The 17,107-nt window shown below is 60.8% G+C and carries 16 protein-coding genes; 2 read left to right on the forward strand and 14 right to left on the reverse strand.

Annotated features, from left to right (window positions below; genetic code table 11):
* Position 1: 1 nt before the first annotated feature.
* The 7 genes from AC3WTO_RS16500 to AC3WTO_RS16530 form a co-directional block, all read right to left on the reverse strand.
* Positions 2–844: an ABC transporter permease gene (locus AC3WTO_RS16500; RefSeq protein WP_492461826.1), complete on the reverse strand. Its 843-nt coding sequence runs from the start codon at positions 842–844 to the stop codon at positions 2–4.
* 1 nt (position 845) lies between these two features.
* Complete coding sequence (locus tag AC3WTO_RS16505; protein WP_492462117.1) at positions 846–1,802, reverse strand: ABC transporter permease; 957 nt, start codon at positions 1,800–1,802, stop codon at positions 846–848.
* A 65-nt stretch (positions 1,803–1,867) separates the two neighbouring features.
* Positions 1,868–3,460 carry an ABC transporter substrate-binding protein gene (locus AC3WTO_RS16510; protein WP_492461827.1) on the reverse strand — a complete coding sequence of 531 codons (1,593 nt, stop codon included), beginning with the start codon at positions 3,458–3,460 and terminating at the stop codon, positions 1,868–1,870.
* A gap of 356 nt (positions 3,461–3,816) precedes the next feature.
* Positions 3,817–4,446: an alpha/beta hydrolase gene (locus tag AC3WTO_RS16515; RefSeq protein WP_492461828.1), complete on the reverse strand. Its 630-nt coding sequence runs from the start codon at positions 4,444–4,446 to the stop codon at positions 3,817–3,819.
* A 90-nt stretch (positions 4,447–4,536) separates the two neighbouring features.
* Positions 4,537–5,466 (reverse strand): ring-cleaving dioxygenase, encoded by a 930-nt coding sequence (locus AC3WTO_RS16520; protein WP_492461829.1) that lies wholly within the window; start codon positions 5,464–5,466, stop codon positions 4,537–4,539.
* Between the two features lie 136 nt (positions 5,467–5,602).
* A complete protein-coding gene (locus AC3WTO_RS16525; protein WP_492461830.1) occupies positions 5,603–6,661 on the reverse strand; it encodes a maleylacetate reductase in 1,059 nt (352 codons plus the stop codon).
* A complete protein-coding gene (locus AC3WTO_RS16530) occupies positions 6,654–7,667 on the reverse strand; it encodes an amidohydrolase family protein (protein ID WP_492461831.1) in 1,014 nt (337 codons plus the stop codon). Before AC3WTO_RS16530 ends, AC3WTO_RS16525 begins: the two co-directional genes overlap by 8 nt.
* A 218-nt stretch (positions 7,668–7,885) precedes the next feature.
* Here AC3WTO_RS16530 and AC3WTO_RS16535 point away from each other — a divergent pair, with 218 nt between their 5' ends.
* The gene (locus tag AC3WTO_RS16535) at positions 7,886–8,749 is read left to right on the forward strand and encodes a helix-turn-helix transcriptional regulator (RefSeq protein WP_492461832.1); all 864 of its coding nucleotides are present in this window, start codon (positions 7,886–7,888) and stop codon (positions 8,747–8,749) included.
* A gap of 39 nt (positions 8,750–8,788) precedes the next feature.
* Here the strand turns inward: AC3WTO_RS16535 and AC3WTO_RS16540 are convergent, their stop codons facing one another.
* From AC3WTO_RS16540 to AC3WTO_RS16560, 5 genes are read right to left on the reverse strand one after another with little or no spacing between them, the layout of a single operon-like run.
* Positions 8,789–10,444: an alkaline phosphatase family protein gene (locus AC3WTO_RS16540; RefSeq protein WP_492461833.1), complete on the reverse strand. Its 1,656-nt coding sequence runs from the start codon at positions 10,442–10,444 to the stop codon at positions 8,789–8,791.
* Positions 10,445–10,447: 3 nt separating this feature from the next.
* Positions 10,448–11,218: an ABC transporter permease gene (locus AC3WTO_RS16545; RefSeq protein WP_492461834.1), complete on the reverse strand. Its 771-nt coding sequence runs from the start codon at positions 11,216–11,218 to the stop codon at positions 10,448–10,450.
* Positions 11,215–11,958 carry an ABC transporter permease gene (locus tag AC3WTO_RS16550; protein WP_492461836.1) on the reverse strand — a complete coding sequence of 248 codons (744 nt, stop codon included), beginning with the start codon at positions 11,956–11,958 and terminating at the stop codon, positions 11,215–11,217. The genes AC3WTO_RS16545 and AC3WTO_RS16550 overlap by 4 nt, the downstream gene beginning before the upstream one ends.
* A 47-nt stretch (positions 11,959–12,005) precedes the next feature.
* Complete coding sequence (locus AC3WTO_RS16555; RefSeq protein WP_492461837.1) at positions 12,006–12,797, reverse strand: ABC transporter ATP-binding protein; 792 nt, start codon at positions 12,795–12,797, stop codon at positions 12,006–12,008.
* A gap of 39 nt (positions 12,798–12,836) precedes the next feature.
* Positions 12,837–13,823 (reverse strand): ABC transporter substrate-binding protein, encoded by a 987-nt coding sequence (locus AC3WTO_RS16560; RefSeq protein WP_492461838.1) that lies wholly within the window; start codon positions 13,821–13,823, stop codon positions 12,837–12,839.
* An 87-nt stretch (positions 13,824–13,910) separates the two neighbouring features.
* Between AC3WTO_RS16560 and AC3WTO_RS16565 the strand changes: the two genes are divergently transcribed.
* Positions 13,911–14,405, forward strand: a complete 495-nt coding sequence (locus AC3WTO_RS16565) for a MarR family winged helix-turn-helix transcriptional regulator (RefSeq protein WP_492461839.1) — start codon at positions 13,911–13,913, stop codon at positions 14,403–14,405.
* A gap of 54 nt (positions 14,406–14,459) precedes the next feature.
* Here AC3WTO_RS16565 and AC3WTO_RS16570 read toward each other — a convergent pair whose 3' ends face one another.
* Together AC3WTO_RS16570 and AC3WTO_RS16575 are read right to left on the reverse strand one after the other, a co-directional pair.
* On the reverse strand, positions 14,460–15,911 hold the full coding sequence (locus AC3WTO_RS16570) for an APC family permease (protein WP_492461840.1): 1,452 nt from the start codon (positions 15,909–15,911) through the stop codon (positions 14,460–14,462).
* Positions 15,912–15,945: 34 nt separating this feature from the next.
* Entirely contained in the window at positions 15,946–17,103 is a 1,158-nt protein-coding gene (locus tag AC3WTO_RS16575) for a LysR substrate-binding domain-containing protein (RefSeq protein WP_492461841.1), read from the reverse strand.
* Positions 17,104–17,107 lie beyond the last annotated feature (4 nt).

Below are 17,107 nucleotides of genomic sequence, written 5' to 3' on the forward strand. Positions count from 1 at the left end.
TTCAACGCTCCCTCCGTCTGGGATTGAGCGCATCGTTGAGGCCGTCCGAAACAAGGTTGATACCGAGGACGGCCATCAGGATCGCCAGTCCGGGAATGCCGGACACATACCAGGCATTGCGAAACACGCTGCGCCCCGCGCCGGTCATCATGCCCCAGCTAACCGAATTCGGATCACCCAGCCCAAGGAAGGAAAGCGATGATTCCGCAAGGATCGCGCCGGCGGCGATGATCGAGGTCATCACCACGATTGGTGGCAGCACGTTCGGAAAGATCTGGCCGACGATGATGCGCCAGCTCGGCATGCCCATGACAACGCAGGCGAGCACGAAATCCTGGCTGCGGAACTTGAGAAACTCCGCACGCGTCACGCGCGCCACCGTCGTCCAGCTGACGATGGCGATCGAAATGATGACGCTGAGCAGCGAGGCTTGCAGGATGGTCACCAGAACAAGCGCGAGCATGATGTCCGGGATCGTCTGGAACATTTCGGTGCCCCGCATCAACAAGGCGCCCAGCCGGCCGCCGTAATATCCGGCCAGTGCACCGATGGTGCAGCCGATCAGCGCCGTCACCAGGCTTGCCGCGATGCCGACGAGCAAGGAAACGCGAGCCCCGTAGAACAGCTGCACGAAGATATCCCGCCCGAGCTGGTCCGTGCCGAACGGAAACTGCCAGGTCACGAACGGTGCGATGTAAGGAGCGCCGGCGATACGGCGTGGATCCCCGGGGAAAAGCCAGGGCGCCAGCAGCGCCATCACGGCGGCCGTCAGCACGATCGCCAGCCCGAGGACCGCGCCGCGATTTTGCCGGTACCGGCGCCAGAATTGCAGGAGCGATGCCATGTCAGTTCACGTCCATGCGCCGGTCTATCCAGGCAGACAGCAGGTCGACGATCAGGTTGGCGCAGACGACCAGCACGGTGCTCATCAGCAGGATGGCGAGCAGAACGTTGTAGTCGCGCTGCAATGCGGCCTGAAAGGTCAGCCGCCCGAGCCCCGGCCAGCTGAACACCGTCTCGATGACGATCGCTCCGCTCAGCAATGAGCCCAGTTGTACTCCCACCAGCGTCAGCAGCGGCAGCAAGGCGTGGGGAAGCATATGCCGCCACAACACCGTCCGCTCCGAAAGGCCCTTGGCCCGGGCGGTGCGGACGAAATCGCTGTCGAGCAGCTCGAACATCGAGGCCCTGACCAGCCGCGTGTAGACGGCAAGGTAGAACAACCCAAGGGTCAGCGCGGGCAGCGTCATGTGACGCGCAACGTCGAGCGCATAGGCAATTCCGGTCTTGCCGGAGCCGACCGTCTCGAAACCACCCACCGGCAGCAGCCGCAGCTTGACCGAAAACAGGACGATCAGGCTGAGGCCGATCCAGAAGGCAGGCATTGCATAGAGAACCATCGACATGAATGCGATCGTCCGGTCTTTCCAGGTCTGGCTGTAGCGCGCGGCCGTCACCCCCAGGAACACCCCGCCCAGCAGCGAAACGATAATGCTGGACACCAGCAGAAGCACGGTTGGCCAAAGCCGCAGCAGGATGACGTCGAGCACCGAAGCCGAGTTCTGGAAAGACCAGCCGAAATCCAGATGGGCGACCTTCGACAGATAGATGCCGAATTGCACCCAGATCGGCTCATCCAGTCCCATTTCATGCCGGATGCGATCCTTGAAAACCTGGTCGGCCGCTTGCGCCTTGGCCACGAAGGCATCGACAGGATCTCCGGGGATCAGCCGGACAAGGAAGAAGTTGACCACCAGGACGCAGGCGATCGTCGGGATCGCCTGCTTCAAGCGGTTCAACACCACTTGAACTGGCCAGGGAGTTGTTTTCCGGCGGCCTCGCACCGCCTCCGATGACGATGCGTCCATCATTTCTCGAGCCAGGCATCTGCCCAGTTCTGCAGCGGCCATACCGGTCCGGTGGAACCCAGCTGGACCCGCTTGTTGAAGACGTTGTGACTTTCATATTCGACAAGCGGGATCAGCGGCAGATCGCGAGCCGCGATCGTCTGTATCTGTCGAACGGCCGCCAGGCGCTGGTCGGGATCGATGGCCGACTCCGCGACGTCGATGGCTTTGTCCATCTCCTCGTTGCGATAATCGGTGGCATTGGTCTGCCAGCGGCCTTTGCTGATGGCTTTCGACCAGTAGTAGTCGAACACCGAGATCTGCGGATCGACCAATGTGCTGATCACCTGGATCGAGAGGTCGAAATCGTAGTCGGTATAGATGCGTGCATTGTGGGTCGCGTAGTCGGAAACGATGATGTTGCCGTTGATGCCGATGTTGGCGATCGCCTGCTTGATGTATTCGCCGATGACGTTGAGGTCGTCGCCGTTCGGGTCGATGTTGAGCGTAAACCGCCAGCCATCAGCGCCCTTGGGATAGCCGGCTTCGTCAAGCAGCTTGTTTGCCTCCTCGACGTTCAGGGCAAGTTCCGGCAGCGCGGGCTCGAACAGGAAACTGTCGGAACGGATCGGTCCGCGCGCCGGTGCGGCCATGCCGGAGTAGACGGCGTTGCAGATGAAGGCACGGTCGATCGCCATGGAAATGGCGCGGCGAACCCGCACATCCGACAGTTCCTTCCTGCGCAGGTTGACCTCGAGCGCGTTGACGCCCTCGGTTGCCTTGTTGCCGGTTGCATCGACGGCGATGAACGGCAGTTCGGCGATGCGCTTCAGATCCGCCTTGCTGACCGGGCTGTTGACGCCGGCATCGATCTCGTCGGCCTCGAACGCCGCGGCGCGGGCACCCGGATCGGTGATGATGCGGAAGACGATCTGGTCGAGGTAGGGCTGCGCCTTTTCGCGATATTCTGGATTGCGGTCGAGCACGATCGAAGAGGTGCGGTTCCATTCCTTGAACCGGAACGGGCCCGAACCGACCGGTTTGTTGATCTGCGGGTTCTTCAGGACATCGGCGACGTCGTAGAGGTGTTTCGGAGCAATCGGCCCGAATGCTGCCAGCATGCCGAGGAACGGAAATGGCGGCATCGGCTTGGCCAGCTTGAAGACGACGGTCCGCGCATCCGGCAGATCGGCCGACGTCACATTGGCGAACAAGGTGCTGCCGAAGGCATTGTACTTCTTGCCAAGTTGCAGGATCGAGAACGCGACGTCCTCGGACGTCAGCGGCTTGCCGTCGTGGAAATGGATACCGTCGCGCAGCCGGAATTCGTACTGGGTTCCATCCGGCGAATACTTCCACGATTCCGCCAGCACGCCCTCGAATGAATTGTCGGCCCTGAGACGCAACAGCGTTTCGAAGATCTTGGACCCGATCGTCAGTTCCAGGTCGCCGGTTTCGATCGGCGAAAAGATGCTCCTGGGGTCGTCATAGACGGCAACGCGAAGCACGCCTCCCGCCGAAGGCTGCTTGGCTTCCTGCGCGGCCAGCTTTCCTACCCATGGCAGCAAGGACAGGCCGCCACCCATTGCCAGAACAGTTCGTCTCGAGATCATTTCTTCCCCTCCATGAGGGCGGTTTGTCCGCCCTTGTTCTCGCCAACAGCCAAAGCTTCCTTAGCAGTCGGAGCTCGCTGTCGCCTTGTGTCGATGGATCGAAACGAGCCTCGACATTTGCTGCTGGATTTCTGGCAGCTTGGCGGAAGCGCCAATAGTCCAACAACCGGCAGAGTATTGCATTTTTCGATACCGACAGATGAAACGCCCGAATGGCCTCCGACACCGCCAGGCACGGCCGCTCGCGCAGCGCCCGACGCAGCCTCTCGACCCCACCAGCAGCTTCGGAAAATGCAATGGCGGCGTGCGACAATCACGCCCGCACGCCGCCTCGATAGGACGATGGTAGCAAAGACCTAGAGCGCGCTCTTTCCCGTCAGCCCGCGCAGCCAGGCAGCAACGATGTCCTCGTCGATCGGCGAGAGTTCATGCCCGACCTCGGCCAATGTCCGGCTCATGACTGCCGCGCCACCTTGCCGGAAGCTGTCCTCGAGGCGCTCGCCATCGCCCGGAGGAATGATGGCGTCGTCTTCCGCCGCAACGATAAGAACGGATTTTCCGGCGAGGTCGGACACGGGAGGTTCCCGCAGAGGCTGCATGGGGCGCAAGAGCGCCGCACCGGCAAGCACCTGCGGTCGCAACAGGAGCATGGCAGCCGCAATGTTTGCACCGTTGGAGAAGCCAACCGCCAGCGGTGGCGGCAATCGGTAGAAAGCACGTGCCGCATCGATGAAGTCGGCCAGCGCCTCGGCCTGCCGACGAACGTCCTCCTCATCCAGCACGCCTTCGGCAAACCGCCGAAAGAACCGGCATTTTCCGTCTTCGAGCACCTTCCCGCGCGGCGACAGCAAGGGGCTTGCCGGCGCGACCGATTTGCCGAATGGCAAAAGCGCCTTCTCGTCGCCGCCAGTGCCATGCAGGAGGAGGATCGGCACCCCCTTTCCCGGCACGAACTGATGAACGAACGAAAGCTCCGGGCTGGTCATGTCGGAATTCCCGCGGACAACGCCATTGCGAACTGGAGCGGTCGACGACCGGATGCACACCCGGTCGCAGCCAATGATGGTAACGACATGTCAGTCGATGCTGGGCAGCGCTGCTTCGATCGCCGGGCGGCGAGCTTCCAGCCAGGGCGGCAACTTCAGGTTCCGGCCGAGATCGGACACCGGCTCGTCAACCGCGAAACCCGGCTCGTCGGTCGCGATTTCGAAACGCACCCCGCCGGGTTCGGTGAAATAGATCGATCGGAAATAGTTGCGGTTCAGCTGTTGTGTCACCGTAAGGGCATGCGTTTCGGCGAGCTTCCTTGCCATTTCAGCCTGCTGGCCATCGTCGGCAGCGCGAAAGGCGACATGATGGATGGAACCCGGCCCCAGTCGGCCTTCATGTGCGGTTCGGTCGACATGGATGTCAATGATGCCGCCACAGATGGTGTCACCGGCCTGGAACCGTGTCACCGATGCTTCGAAGGCGACCGGGGTGAAGCCCAGCACATCGCTCAGGATTGCAGCCGTCTGCGCCGCATCGCGCTCCAGCAAGCTGACACCGTGGAAACCGCGCAGCGCATGTTCCTGCGATACGTCCGCGCCAGCGAATGCCGGCTCGACCTCGGCTCCATGCACGCCGACCAGGGCCAGGCGGACTCCGTCGCCATCACGGAACGGCAAGACCATCTCGCCAAAACGCCGTTCAACGGGATCTGCACTCACGCCCTTTTCAGCCAGGCGTCGAACCCAGTAGTCGATGGCTTTTGCCGGCACGCGATAGCTGGTCTCCATCGCCTGCCCGGCACCGAGTTGGCCCGCAGCCTTCTCTGACGGAAAAAAGGTTATGATCGAACCGGGCCGCCCGCCCTCGTCCCCATAATAGAAATGATAGACTTCAGGGTCGTCGAAATTGACCGTCTTCTTGACGAAACGCAGGCCCAGTACATCCGTGTAAAAATCGACGTTCTGCTGCGCGTCACCGCAGAAAATGGTTACGTGATGAATTCCATAAGCACTCACATTCGACTCCCTAGAATAAAATGCATTCCACATCTTCATCGACAGCCATGATTAATGTCCGTCCACGACAGTGGATAGTTTGACAAACGATGAACTATTGCGGTTTTCGGCAGCGCGTGGATTTTGCCAGTACAGATCAAGCCTGTGGCGGCGCCCCTTCGAGAGCGCGTTCGAGCAGGAAACGGATGCCTTCCCGTTCCAGCGGACGAGGGTTCCAGTACGGATCCTGCAGCGCGAGGCTCACGGCTTCATCGAGACGATGGCGTGCCATGCCGAGCTCGGCGAGCGAGCGGTTCGCCCCGACCGCACCGGCAAGATCGTATAGGCCGAGGGCAGCATCGGGCGCATCGAGTGCGGCGGCGATCCCGGCCATGGCGTGTGGCGCCGCACTCGCATTGTAGGCGACAGCATGCGGCAACACGCTTGCATGGGTCTGCGAATGAGGCAGGTCGAACAGGCCGCCGAGCGTGTGGCAAAGCTTGTGATGAAGCCCCATGCCGACGGATCCAAGACAGCTTCCGCACAAAAAGGCGCCGTAGAGAGCCCACGTCCGTGCATCATGGTCCTGTGGCTCTTGAACGATGCGCCGCAATGCTTTGGCAAGCGCCGAAATGCCTTCCATGGCCAGTCGGTCGATGATCGGATTACGGTCGCGCGCATACAGTGCCTCGACGGCATGGGCGATCGCATTGAGACCGCTGGCGCCCGAGAGAGAGGCTGGAAAGCTGAAAGTCAGCGCAACGTCGTAGATCACGGCTTCCGGCAGGATCCTGCCGCTTGTCCGCGTCACCTTCTTTCCGTTGTCGGTCTCACCCAGGATGGCCGTCATTTCCGACCCCGCATAGGTGGTCGGAATGGCGATCTGGGCAAGATCGGTGCGCAGCGCCAGCGCCTTGGCGAGACCGATCGCCGCCCCGCCCCCGATCGCGACAATTCCGTCGGCGTCGCAAGCGGCAAGCGCCGCCATCGCCGCCTCGGTGACGGGCAATGGCGTATGCATTTTCGCGCCGGTGAAAACCCCGGCCGCACGCATTCCCAGATGCGAAACGGCTTGCTCGACCTGACGCTGCGAAGATGTGCTGACCACCAGGGCACGTTGGATGCCGAGCCGTTCCGCCTCGTCGCTCAGGCGCGCCAGCGTCCCGGTGCCGAAAACCACTCGGCCCGGATTGATGCTGTAGACGAAGTCATCCATTGGTGCGTCTGCTAGGCGCATGGGCAAGCCGCGGCAGCAGGCGCTCCGCATTGCCGCGGCCGATGGCGTCGCGCTGCGCTGCCGTCAGCGGATAATCATCCAGCACCTGCCTGTAGAATGCGGAGCGCTCCTTGGTGGCGAAAGGCCAGTCGCTGCCGAATGTTATGTGCGTCGGCTCGGCAAAGGAAAGCAGGCTCGGCAGGGCATAAGACGAACTCGACAAGGCGGTGTCGAAGTAGAAGCGTTTCAGTCTGGCAATACCTGCCTCGCTGTCGCCGTCGACCGAACAGGACGCTGCCAGTCGCTGCGCGGCGAACGGCAGGAAACCGCCGGCATGCGACAGGATGATCTTCAATCTCGGAAACCGCTCCAGGCACCCGGACCGGGCCAGATTGATCGCCGCTCTCGTGGTGTCCAGCAGGAAGTCCGCCGCATAGGCGGGAAGCCCCGGCACCTCCGCTCCCGGCAGCGCGCAGGGATGCACGAGGATCGTCGCGTCCCTGCGGTCCAGTTCCGCCATCAGCGGGTCCAGCGAGGCGTCTCCGAGATAGGTTCCGCCGACATTGCCAAGCAGCACGATACCGTCGGCATCGAGGCAATCGAAGGCATGAGCGGCCTCTTCGAGCGCACCGTCGACGTCGGGCAGCGGCAGCGTCGCGAAATGTCCGAAACGCTCCGGACGGCGGCTGACGATCCCAGCTGTGAATTCGTTGACGATCCGTGCCATGCGACGGGCTTCGGCGTGGTCGCCGAGATGAACACCGGGCGTCGAGACGGACAACACGCTGGCCGCGATGCCATTGTCGTCCATGAGGTCGAGCGCACCTTGTACGCTCCATTGTGGCAGCGGCCGGTCGCCATCGCGGATGCCGTGACGGTCGAGCCATGCTGCATAGGCAGGCGGAAGGATATGATGATGGGTATCGATACGCCCGCCATGCATTGTCGAACCGGTGGAAATCAAACCGAGCGTGTTCGCCCGACTGGGCGCATCGGTAGTCGTCATGTCGTTTCCTTGAAATGAAATCCGGGACCGCGCCGCATCGGTTCGTGATGTCGTTCCGCCTGTCCGTGCCGCCTTGTCTTCGCTTGCGAGTCTCTTATGAATGGCGCGTTTGCGGGCGCCCGCCGTTTCGTCTAACGCAGGCACGCTAAACAGCGCTGGAAGGCGGGACTAGGTAAATAAACGGCGTATCGTTGCGGTTTTCGGCACTGGGAGGGGGAATGGCTGAAGAGTCCGACAAATTGACCGCGGCGCTCGCGCCGGAGCACAGCGAACGCATCCAGTGGATCATCGGCGAATTCAGGGTCGATATCCTGACGGCGATCTGCTGGCGCCTTGCCAGGCCATGGTCATTGCCATGGCGCAAGGTGAACGACAGCTTCTTCCTGTTTCCGCTCAGCGGCGTGATCAAGGTTAGCAGCGAGGGCAAAGTTCACACGGCTGAACGCGGCGAATTCATCATGCTTCGCGACAATGTCGAGCATATGGTCGAGCTCGGCGACGGCTGCGACAACGTGGAGATGATCGCCATCCACTGCCACATCACCAATGTCTGGCAGGTGCCCCTTCTCAACTTCTTTGCTGAAGCCCAGGGGCGGTTGCGCGGCGGCGATGCCGTTCTCGACGAGCTGCGCAGCTTCGTCACCGTTTTCAACACCGGAGAGCAGTCCGGCCAGATCTGGGGCGCCGCCTTCCTCAAGACGCTCCTGGTCAATGAGGTTCTCAACGGCGCCCATCTGCATCCGCGTGAGGAGCAACTGGATCACCGCATCAGCAAATCACTGCTGAAAATCCGCGACTTCTACAGCCAGGACATCTCCGTCGAGAGCCTGGCTGCCGAAAACAGGCTGAGCCTGGTTCAATTCCGCAAGCTGTTCCGGCTGCACGTCGGTATCGGCCCGAAAAAATACCTCATTCAGTATCGTCTGAACGAAGCCAAGAAGCTGCTGCAGGAAGGTGATCTCTCCTTGAAGGAGATCTCCGGCCTTGTCGGCTTTCAGAGCGTGCAATATTTCCACGCCGTCTTCAGAGCCAACTTTCGCTGCACGCCGAACGAGTTTCGATACAACTCGAAGCAGATTTAACACCACCGAACCAGGCTGTCTCGCATCACGCCTTGCTGATCAGTTCTTTTGATTTTTCAGCCATTCGCTTCGGGCCTCGTGTTCGCCGGCGAGTTCGTCTTCGTCCCAGTAGCCGATAAGGATACCCGGCACGATGGCGGGATCGAAATGGCGCAGCTTGTCGTCATCTCCTGTGAGCCAACGGTCTTCAACGGTGATGCGGTTCTTCGGTGTAACCAGCCAGTGGAACAGGGCTCCCCGTAAAATCGCGACGACATCCGCGAACTCAGGTTTCTGCCCCAGGTCGCTGAGCTCATGCGGATCATTCGCTCGATCGAACAGCATCGGCGGCACAGCTTCGCCATGGATCAGTTTGTAGCGTCCGTCCGTGATCATGAAGAGACGGCAGTCGCTGAGAGGAAGGTCGAGTTTCAGCCGCGCCAGATCGGCGCCATAGTCGTATTCGCTGATTGCGTAACGCCGCCAGTTTTCCGGCTTCGGTCCATGCAGCAGCGGTGCCAGAGACCTTCCCTCCAGCACATGGAACTTTGGTTTGCCGCCGAAATGATCGAGAAACGTCGGGGCCAGATCGATCATCTCGACCAACGCATCCGAGGTCGTGCCGCGGGTACTGTCGGCTTGCCTCGAAGGGTCGTAGATGATCATCGGTACTTTGACCGAAACATCGTGGAACATGTACTTCTCGCCGAGCCAATGGTCACCGAGATAGTCGCCATGATCTGACGTGAAGACGATCATCGTGTTCTCGAACAGACCACGCTCTTCCATGAAGGCGAACAGCTGGCCGAGTTGATCGTCGATCTGCTTGATCAGCCCCATGTAACAAGGGATCACCTTCTCCCTGACTTCGTCCCGAGAGAAGTTCCGCGAATAACGCTCCTGCTGAAAGGCCTCATAGACCGGGTTCGGCGCGACGCGCTCACCTTCATTGCGGACCGCAGGCTGCACGTCATCCCTGTCATACATGGCGTGGTAAGGCGCGGGTACGATATAGGGCCAGTGTGGCTTGATGTAAGAAAGATGCGCGCACCAAGGCTGCTTCGCAGCCTCGGCCTCCTCGATGAAGCGCATCGCGCGACGCGTCATGTAGGGCGTCTCGGAATGCTCTTCCGGGATGCGGGCGGCCTTGTCAGCATGGACCAGCAGCCAGCCGTTGAGGTTCTCGCCTTGCTTGCCTTCGCCGGAATTGGCCCAATGTTCCCATGGGTTTTCGGCATCGAACCCCTGCTCTCGCAGATAGGCGTCATAGGCCGGGTCGGGATCGTAGCTGCTTGACGGATGAAGCCCGTCGTCGCGCTCATAGGGCTCGAATCCGCATTCAGAAAGATGGATCCCGATAATGGAATCCGCGCTGATGCCGAGACGCTCCATGCCCTCATGGTCTGCCGTCATGTGTGTCTTGCCGATCAGCGCGCAGCGGACGCCGATCTCGCGCAGGTGATCGCCAAGCGTGGGTTCTCCCACGCGCAGCGGGACACCGTTCTGGGTCGAACCGTGCGACCGCATATAGCGTCCCGTATAGGCGCTCATGCGCGACGGACCGCAAACCGTCGACTGCACGTAGGCGTTGGTGAAACGCACGCTGCGGCTGGCAAGACGGTCGATGTTCGGTGTGGCCAGTGTCTTGTGTCCGGCGCAGCTGAGATAGTCGAAACGCAACTGGTCGCACATGATAAAAAGGACGTTCCGGCGCATCAGTCACCTCTCATTGTGCAGGTCCAGGCGGTAGTGCCAAAAGAGCAGACGTCGCTCCAGTCGCTGGACGAGGTCGTTGACGATCAGGCCGACGATGGAAATGAAGGCGATAGCTGCCAATCCATTGGCGATTTGAAAATTCTCCTGCTGGCGCTGCAGGAAGACACCGATGCCGTTGGTGGCGAGCAGCATTTCCGCCGTGACACTGACCAGCAAAGCCGAGGCGACAGCCAGGCGAACGCCGGTCGCGATCATCGGCAGGGACGCCGGCAGGTCGATGAACGCCATCGTTTCGAGACGCCGCAGGCGCAGGGAACGTGCCACCAGCGTCGCCATCGGGTGCAGGGTCTTGGATGCCTCATAGGCATTCATGATCAGCGGAATGCCGGCGGCATAGGCAATGACCGCGATTTTCGCGGCATCGCCGGCTCCAGCAAAGAGCATGACGATCGGGACGACAGCCGGTGGCGGCAATGTCGCCAGCATGTCCAGGATCGGTTCCAGCACAGACCCAACCGTCTTCAGGCGACCAAGCAGGATGCCCAGAGGGATCATGATGACCGCAGCGACCAAGAAGCCAGCTGCAGCGCGCATCAAGGTGTAGCCAATCTGCGCGACGATCTGCGGATAGAGCCGCCAGATGGAAACCGCCACCTGCCCCGGACCGGGAAACAGCGGCGTCGACGCGCGCCACGCCAGAACCTGCCAGGCGAGCAGAAGAACGACAGGCAGGACGAGAGCACTGTAGCCTTGGCGATTGGGTAAAACGCTCATGCCGTCTGCCCCGCCATACGCAACTGCCATCCGGCCAATCTCCAGCGCAATCCATTGACGGCCGTGTTCATGATCAGGCCGTTCAGGGCACAGACGAACATCAGCGCGTAAACCTCAGGGATGCGAATGGCGAAGGCTTTGCGGATGAGCAGGAAACCCAGGCCGTCGTGACCAGCAAGCATTTCGGCAACGACAACCGCGATCAGGCTGATGCTCGAGGCATAGCGGATACCCGCGAATATCTCCGGCATGGCGGCGGGAAGTTTGATTTGCCGCAGAATCTGCCACCGGCTCAGCCCTAGCATCTGGCCGGTGCGGATCTGGACATCAGATACGCTTGCGAGCGCCGCCACGCCGTTGAAATACGGAGGCCAGACTGTGACCAGGATGACGATGAAGGCATAGAGCTTGGGTCCCAGTCCGAGCATGAAGACAGCCATGGGCACGAGGGCCGCGGGTGGGATGGGTTGCACCAGCGCGGCGATGGGCGCAAAGCCGCGGCGAAAGGATGGGAACAGATCCCCCAGCACGGCAAGGCCGATACCTAGCAACGAAGCGGATGCGACCCCGAACAGGGCGCGGGAAATCGTGCGAAATTCGGCCGGAACAAGCTCGCCGGACATCACCATGTCGCGAAAGCCGACGGCGATCGCGAGGACACTGGGAAAGTACTTTTGCGGTACCAGGCCGAGCGAGGCGATCGATTGCCAGATGAGAATTATGATCAGGAACGAGATCATGGCGCGGAACCCGGCCAAAATCTCCAGAAGCCGGAAAGACCCCATGTTCAGGCTGCCGTGACCGGTGCGGCGGAACGTGATGACCGAATGCTCATCATGACGTCATGGCGCGCGGCAAGGAATCTGTGATCCTCGCGTGTGGTTATCTGATCACGCTGCTTGCCCAGGTCGATGACAACCTCGTGGTCCACGACGGTCGGGCGGCGTGTCAGCACCACGATGCGGTCGGCCATGTAGACGGCTTCTTCGACATCATGTGTCACCAGCAGGCAGGTCTGCTGGAAACGCATCGCGAGATCGAGCAGGAGGTCTTGCATGTCGGCACGCGTCTGTGCGTCGACCGCGGCCAGAGGCTCATCAAGCAGCAGGAGTTCGCTTTGTGATGCCAGCCCCCGTGCAATGGCAACGCGCTGCTGCATGCCTCCAGACAACTGCCAGGGGTACTTGTCTTCAAAGCCTTGAAGGCCGACAGCCTCCAGCATCTCCTGGGCCTTGTCGCGCTTTTGAAGCGAAGACAAGCCTTCAACCCGCACCATGCCAAAAGCCACATTGTCGCGGTTGTTCTTCCATGGGAAAAGTGACCGTGAATAGTCCTGGAACACCACTGCCACCCCGCGCGGCGGCGCGGTGACGGGTCGTCCATTGAAGATCACTGTGCCCGTGCTTGCCCTCTGCAGCCCGGCAAGGGCAAACAACAGGGTTGTCTTGCCGCATCCCGATGGCCCGACGATCGAGACGAACTCCCCCCTGCCGACGGCGAACGAGATGCCGCCCAGCACCTGAAGCGCATCTCTGCCCACGCCGTAAGCTTTCGCCAGTTGCCGAGCTTCCAACACCACGTCCACAGTTTCCTCCCTCGGCAGCCGCTCTTGCTCCTCTCAAGGAGCCATGTTGGAGACCATGTCCTTGACCGGAACTTCCTGGGTGAGCATGCCCGCGCGCTTCATGGCATCGAGCAGTACCTGGACCTCAGCCTCGGAAATGGTCAGCTCGGGCTTCACCACGGGCAGTTTGAAATCCTTGGCAGCTTCGGGTGTCAAACCAAGGAATTCGGTTGCCGCGGCTTCCATCGCCCCCCTGTCTGCCAGCAGTTTCTGGCGGGTATCGAAGATGACCTTGCCGAACGTCTTCAGCATATCCGGGTTCTTCGCAATGAACTCGTCGGTGGCGAAAATGACGTCATTCAGCACGGGGTCGCGCTCATCGGCAAGCACGCCCTGTGCCAGGATCTTGACGCCGATAGCCTGGTTCTTGGCAATCGATGAAAAGAAGGGATTGACGGTACATGTCGCGTCGATCGCGCCTTGTTCGAGAGCGGCCTCCTGCTGCGGAAATGGCAACACGACCAGCTCGACATCCTCCATTTTGAGGCCGACCTTTGCCATATGATCGCTCAAGGTCAGCACGCAAAGCGAACCGTTCGCGTTGACCGCGACCTTCTTGCCCTTCAGGCCGGCGAGATCCGCAACGGCCGAAGCCTTTGAAGCCACCAGCCAGGAGAATTTCTTGTCCGGATCGACTTCGTGCCCCAGAGCCATGACCATCTTGACGTTGATACCGTTGATGCGGGCGTTGATCGGCGGCACCGGCGAAGCGTAGCCGACATCAGCCGAACCGGATGCGATAGCGGCAACTACGGCAGGCCCTCCTTGCACTTCCGTCAGTTCGACATCCAGCCCGGCTTTGGCGAAGTCGCCGTTCTTTTGCGCAACAAGAATGGGCAGGTCGGAATCGGCCAGCAGATAGGCAAATCTGAGCTTGGCGTTTTCCGCGCCTGCTGCGCTGATACCCGCGACAAGGGCAGCGCCGGCAACAACAGCCGCGGCAATCTTGCAGCCGATCTGTCTTCCGAAAAGTCTCGGCATGATGTTCTCCTCCATGGTCCCTTCTTGCGGGGAGCCAGTTTTCGTGGCACATTTTTATTTGATAATATCAAGGATAATTACCTGACAATGTCAACCAATAATGTAGAGCGATACGACGATGAGATGGACGCTACGCCGGCACCATGGGTCTACCCGCGCGACATCCGCGATCTGTTTTCATATCGGCTGGCGCTGCTGACCAAGGTCAATGATCGGCAAGCTCATGCGATGCTGATGAGCGACTACAAACTGACCCTGGGCGAATGGCGGACGCTGGCGGCGATTCACTATCTCGAGACGCCGTCGGTCCGCGCAGTGGCGAACGCGACACAGCAGGACGAGGCTCAGGTGAGTCGCTATGTAACAGGGTTGATCAAGCGCGAATTGTTGACAAAGACGACAAGCGCCGAGGATCGCCGTTCAATCCTGCTCTCGCTCACCGATGCTGCGGAAAAGCTCTACGCAGAGGTGATGGATTTCGCATGGAGACTAAACCGGGACATGTTCGTCGACCTCTCCAAGCGGGAACAGCAGACACTGGTGAAACTTCTCGACAAGCTGTTCCAGTCGATCAATCGCTGAGGGAGGCCGCCGGACCATCATTTATCCGGCGGCGTCCTGATGGCGCAGAAAGGATCAGTCCCGGTTGAATCCCATTCGCGCAAAACGCGCGGGGTCGGTCCGCTGCAGACGTAGGGCGAGAATGTAGCCCACGATTGCGGCAGCCGGAATCAACGATGGCAGGATGATACCGAGCGCACCGCCGGTCGTTCCGGTCAGATCGCCGAAGTGCAGGAAGATGTAGACAAACAACCCCGCCATCACCAGGCCGGATACCAGTGGCAGGATGAGCGTCGTCAGAGCCGAACCCGTATGGCCTGACCGACGAAAGAAGGCGATCACCGCGACCGAAGTCACGGTCATCATCGCCAGTACGCCCAACGTGCCGACCTGGCTGATCCAGGTGAACATGTTGAGCACCGGATCCAGTCCAAGTCCGGCAAACAGCGCCAGCACGACCAGTGCTCCAGCGGTCTGCACCACCGAACCGACATGTGGGCTCTGGTGGGTATCGTGCGTCTGGCCGAACGCCGCCGGCAACAGGCCTTCGCGACCCGCGACATAGCTGTAGCGTGCGATGTAATTGTGGAAGGCCGAGAGTGCCGCAAACAGGCTGGACACAAGGAGGATGCCGGCAATGGTGGCCACAGCGCTGCCGGCATATTGACCAGCTAGGTCGAAGAAGAAGATGGAAGGATCGGGCAACGCCTGGATTGTCGGAACCAGCTTGTCTGCGCCGACACCGACGATCAGCAGCCACGTCGTGAAGATGAAGAAGATGCCGATCATCAGTACCGAAAGGTAGGTTGCCCTCGGTATCGTCTTTTCCGGATCGCGTGCTTCTTCGGCGTAGATCGTCGTCGCCTCGAAGCCGATGAAGCAGCCCATGCAAAACAGGATCGCTGCTGTCAGCGAACCCGAGAAGATCGCGTTCTGGTCGAAGAAGTTCATTGAGAGCCCGTTGGCCCCACCCTTACCGAGGATGGCGAAGTCGACGATGAGCACCACCAGATATTCCAGCGCCACCACGAAGACGAGAACCTTGGCCGATAGGTCCACCTGCCGGTAACCGAGAAAGCCGACCAGCAACAGCGCAAGAAGGCTCCAACCCCACCACGGCAGCATCAGGCCGAACTGCCCGAAGATGCCGCTGGCGATGCCGCCGAACAGGCCGATCAGCCCAAACTGCATGGCGTTGTAGGCAACGAGCGCGGTGACTGCCACCGCACCAGCGGTGCGCCCGCCCAGGCCGCGCGCCGCATAGGCGTAAAAGGCGCCGGCATTGGTGACGTAGCGCGACATGGCGACATAGCCTGCCGCAAAAGCCAGCATCACCAGCGTCACGAAGACGAAAGTCGCGGGGACGCCGGTACCATTACCCAGCATGAACGCCAGCGGCATCGCCCCGGCCACGCCAGTGAGCGGCGCTGCCGCCGAAATCACCATGAAGGTGACTGCAATCAGTCCCAGCGAATTCTTGCGGAGCTGGTTGCTCCCTGCACTATCGATAGCCTGTTCCTGAGCCATAGTCCCTCTCCCATTTGTCACCGTTTGGCGGTGCTTATTGTGATGTTTGTCGAAACGACTTCCTGCACTTCGAAATGAAATCCGTTGCCAGCCGGCTCCTGTGGTCCGCACGCTGTGCGACTGCAACAACGGCACCTTCCGGGAAATCGCCGTGAAGCGGAATGGCGCGGATTTCCGTGCCGTCAGGCCCGGTCTTGTTCTGCGGCTCCTGCGGAACGATCGAGTAGCCCAGGCCTTGCGCCACCAATCCACGCACCATCGCCAGTGAAGGCGACTGCAGCCGGATCTGCGGCTTCAGTTGGTTGCGTTCGAAGAGGGCGGCGACGGCGCTGCGGACAGACGGGTAATCCAGCAGGATCATCGGCAGGTCGGCGACGTCTGCCACACTGAGGCTGGTCATTGTTGCAAGCGGGTGATCCGCGTTCAGCAGCACATGCGGTGCTGGGGGACATAGCACTTCCGTTTCAAGCTCCGGCTCGTCGACGGTCCCGAACGTGATGGCGGCCTCGATCTTGCCGGCACGCATCTGCTCGACAAGGTCGTCGTGATCCGCCTCCAGCAGGCTAAGATCGACGGCCGGCGACTGATTGGCAAAGTCTGCCACAATGGAAGGCACGAATTCCGGGCCAAGCGTGATGAAGAAACCGACACGCAACTGGTTTTCCGGGCGGTGCGACTGATGATCGTCGGGCGCGATTGGAACAGCGCGACGATAGCCGCGATTGGCATAGACAAGCGGCGAGCGTTGCCTGGACAGCTCGATCTGCTCGACCTCACCGATGAGGATGAAATGCGTGCCCCAAAGCAAGGCGGTCTTCAGCTCGCAATCCAGCGAGACGATGGCGCCGTCGATGATCGGGGACCCGGTCGCGCCACCGTGCCAGGGGATCGCACTGAACCTGTCATCGTTCAGATGTTTGAGGCGGCCGGAAAACAGGTCGGAAACAAAACTCTGGTTGCCGCTCAGCACATTGGCGCAAAAGCGCCGGTTCTTTCGGATCGCCTCGCCGGCTGGGCTCAAATGATGGATACTGGCCAGCAGGGACGGCCGGAACGTATCTGCCGAGACCGACGTCATCGATGAAACGGTGACCCCGAAGCGTCCTGCTTCACCATCCGTCGTTACCACGGTGACGGCGGAGGCAACCCGGCTCATGCCTTCCAGAAAATGGGCACGCAGGTCCGTATCCATGGCA

It is taken from the genome of Mesorhizobium sp. EU05-FHT14A09, from assembly GCF_058790995.1.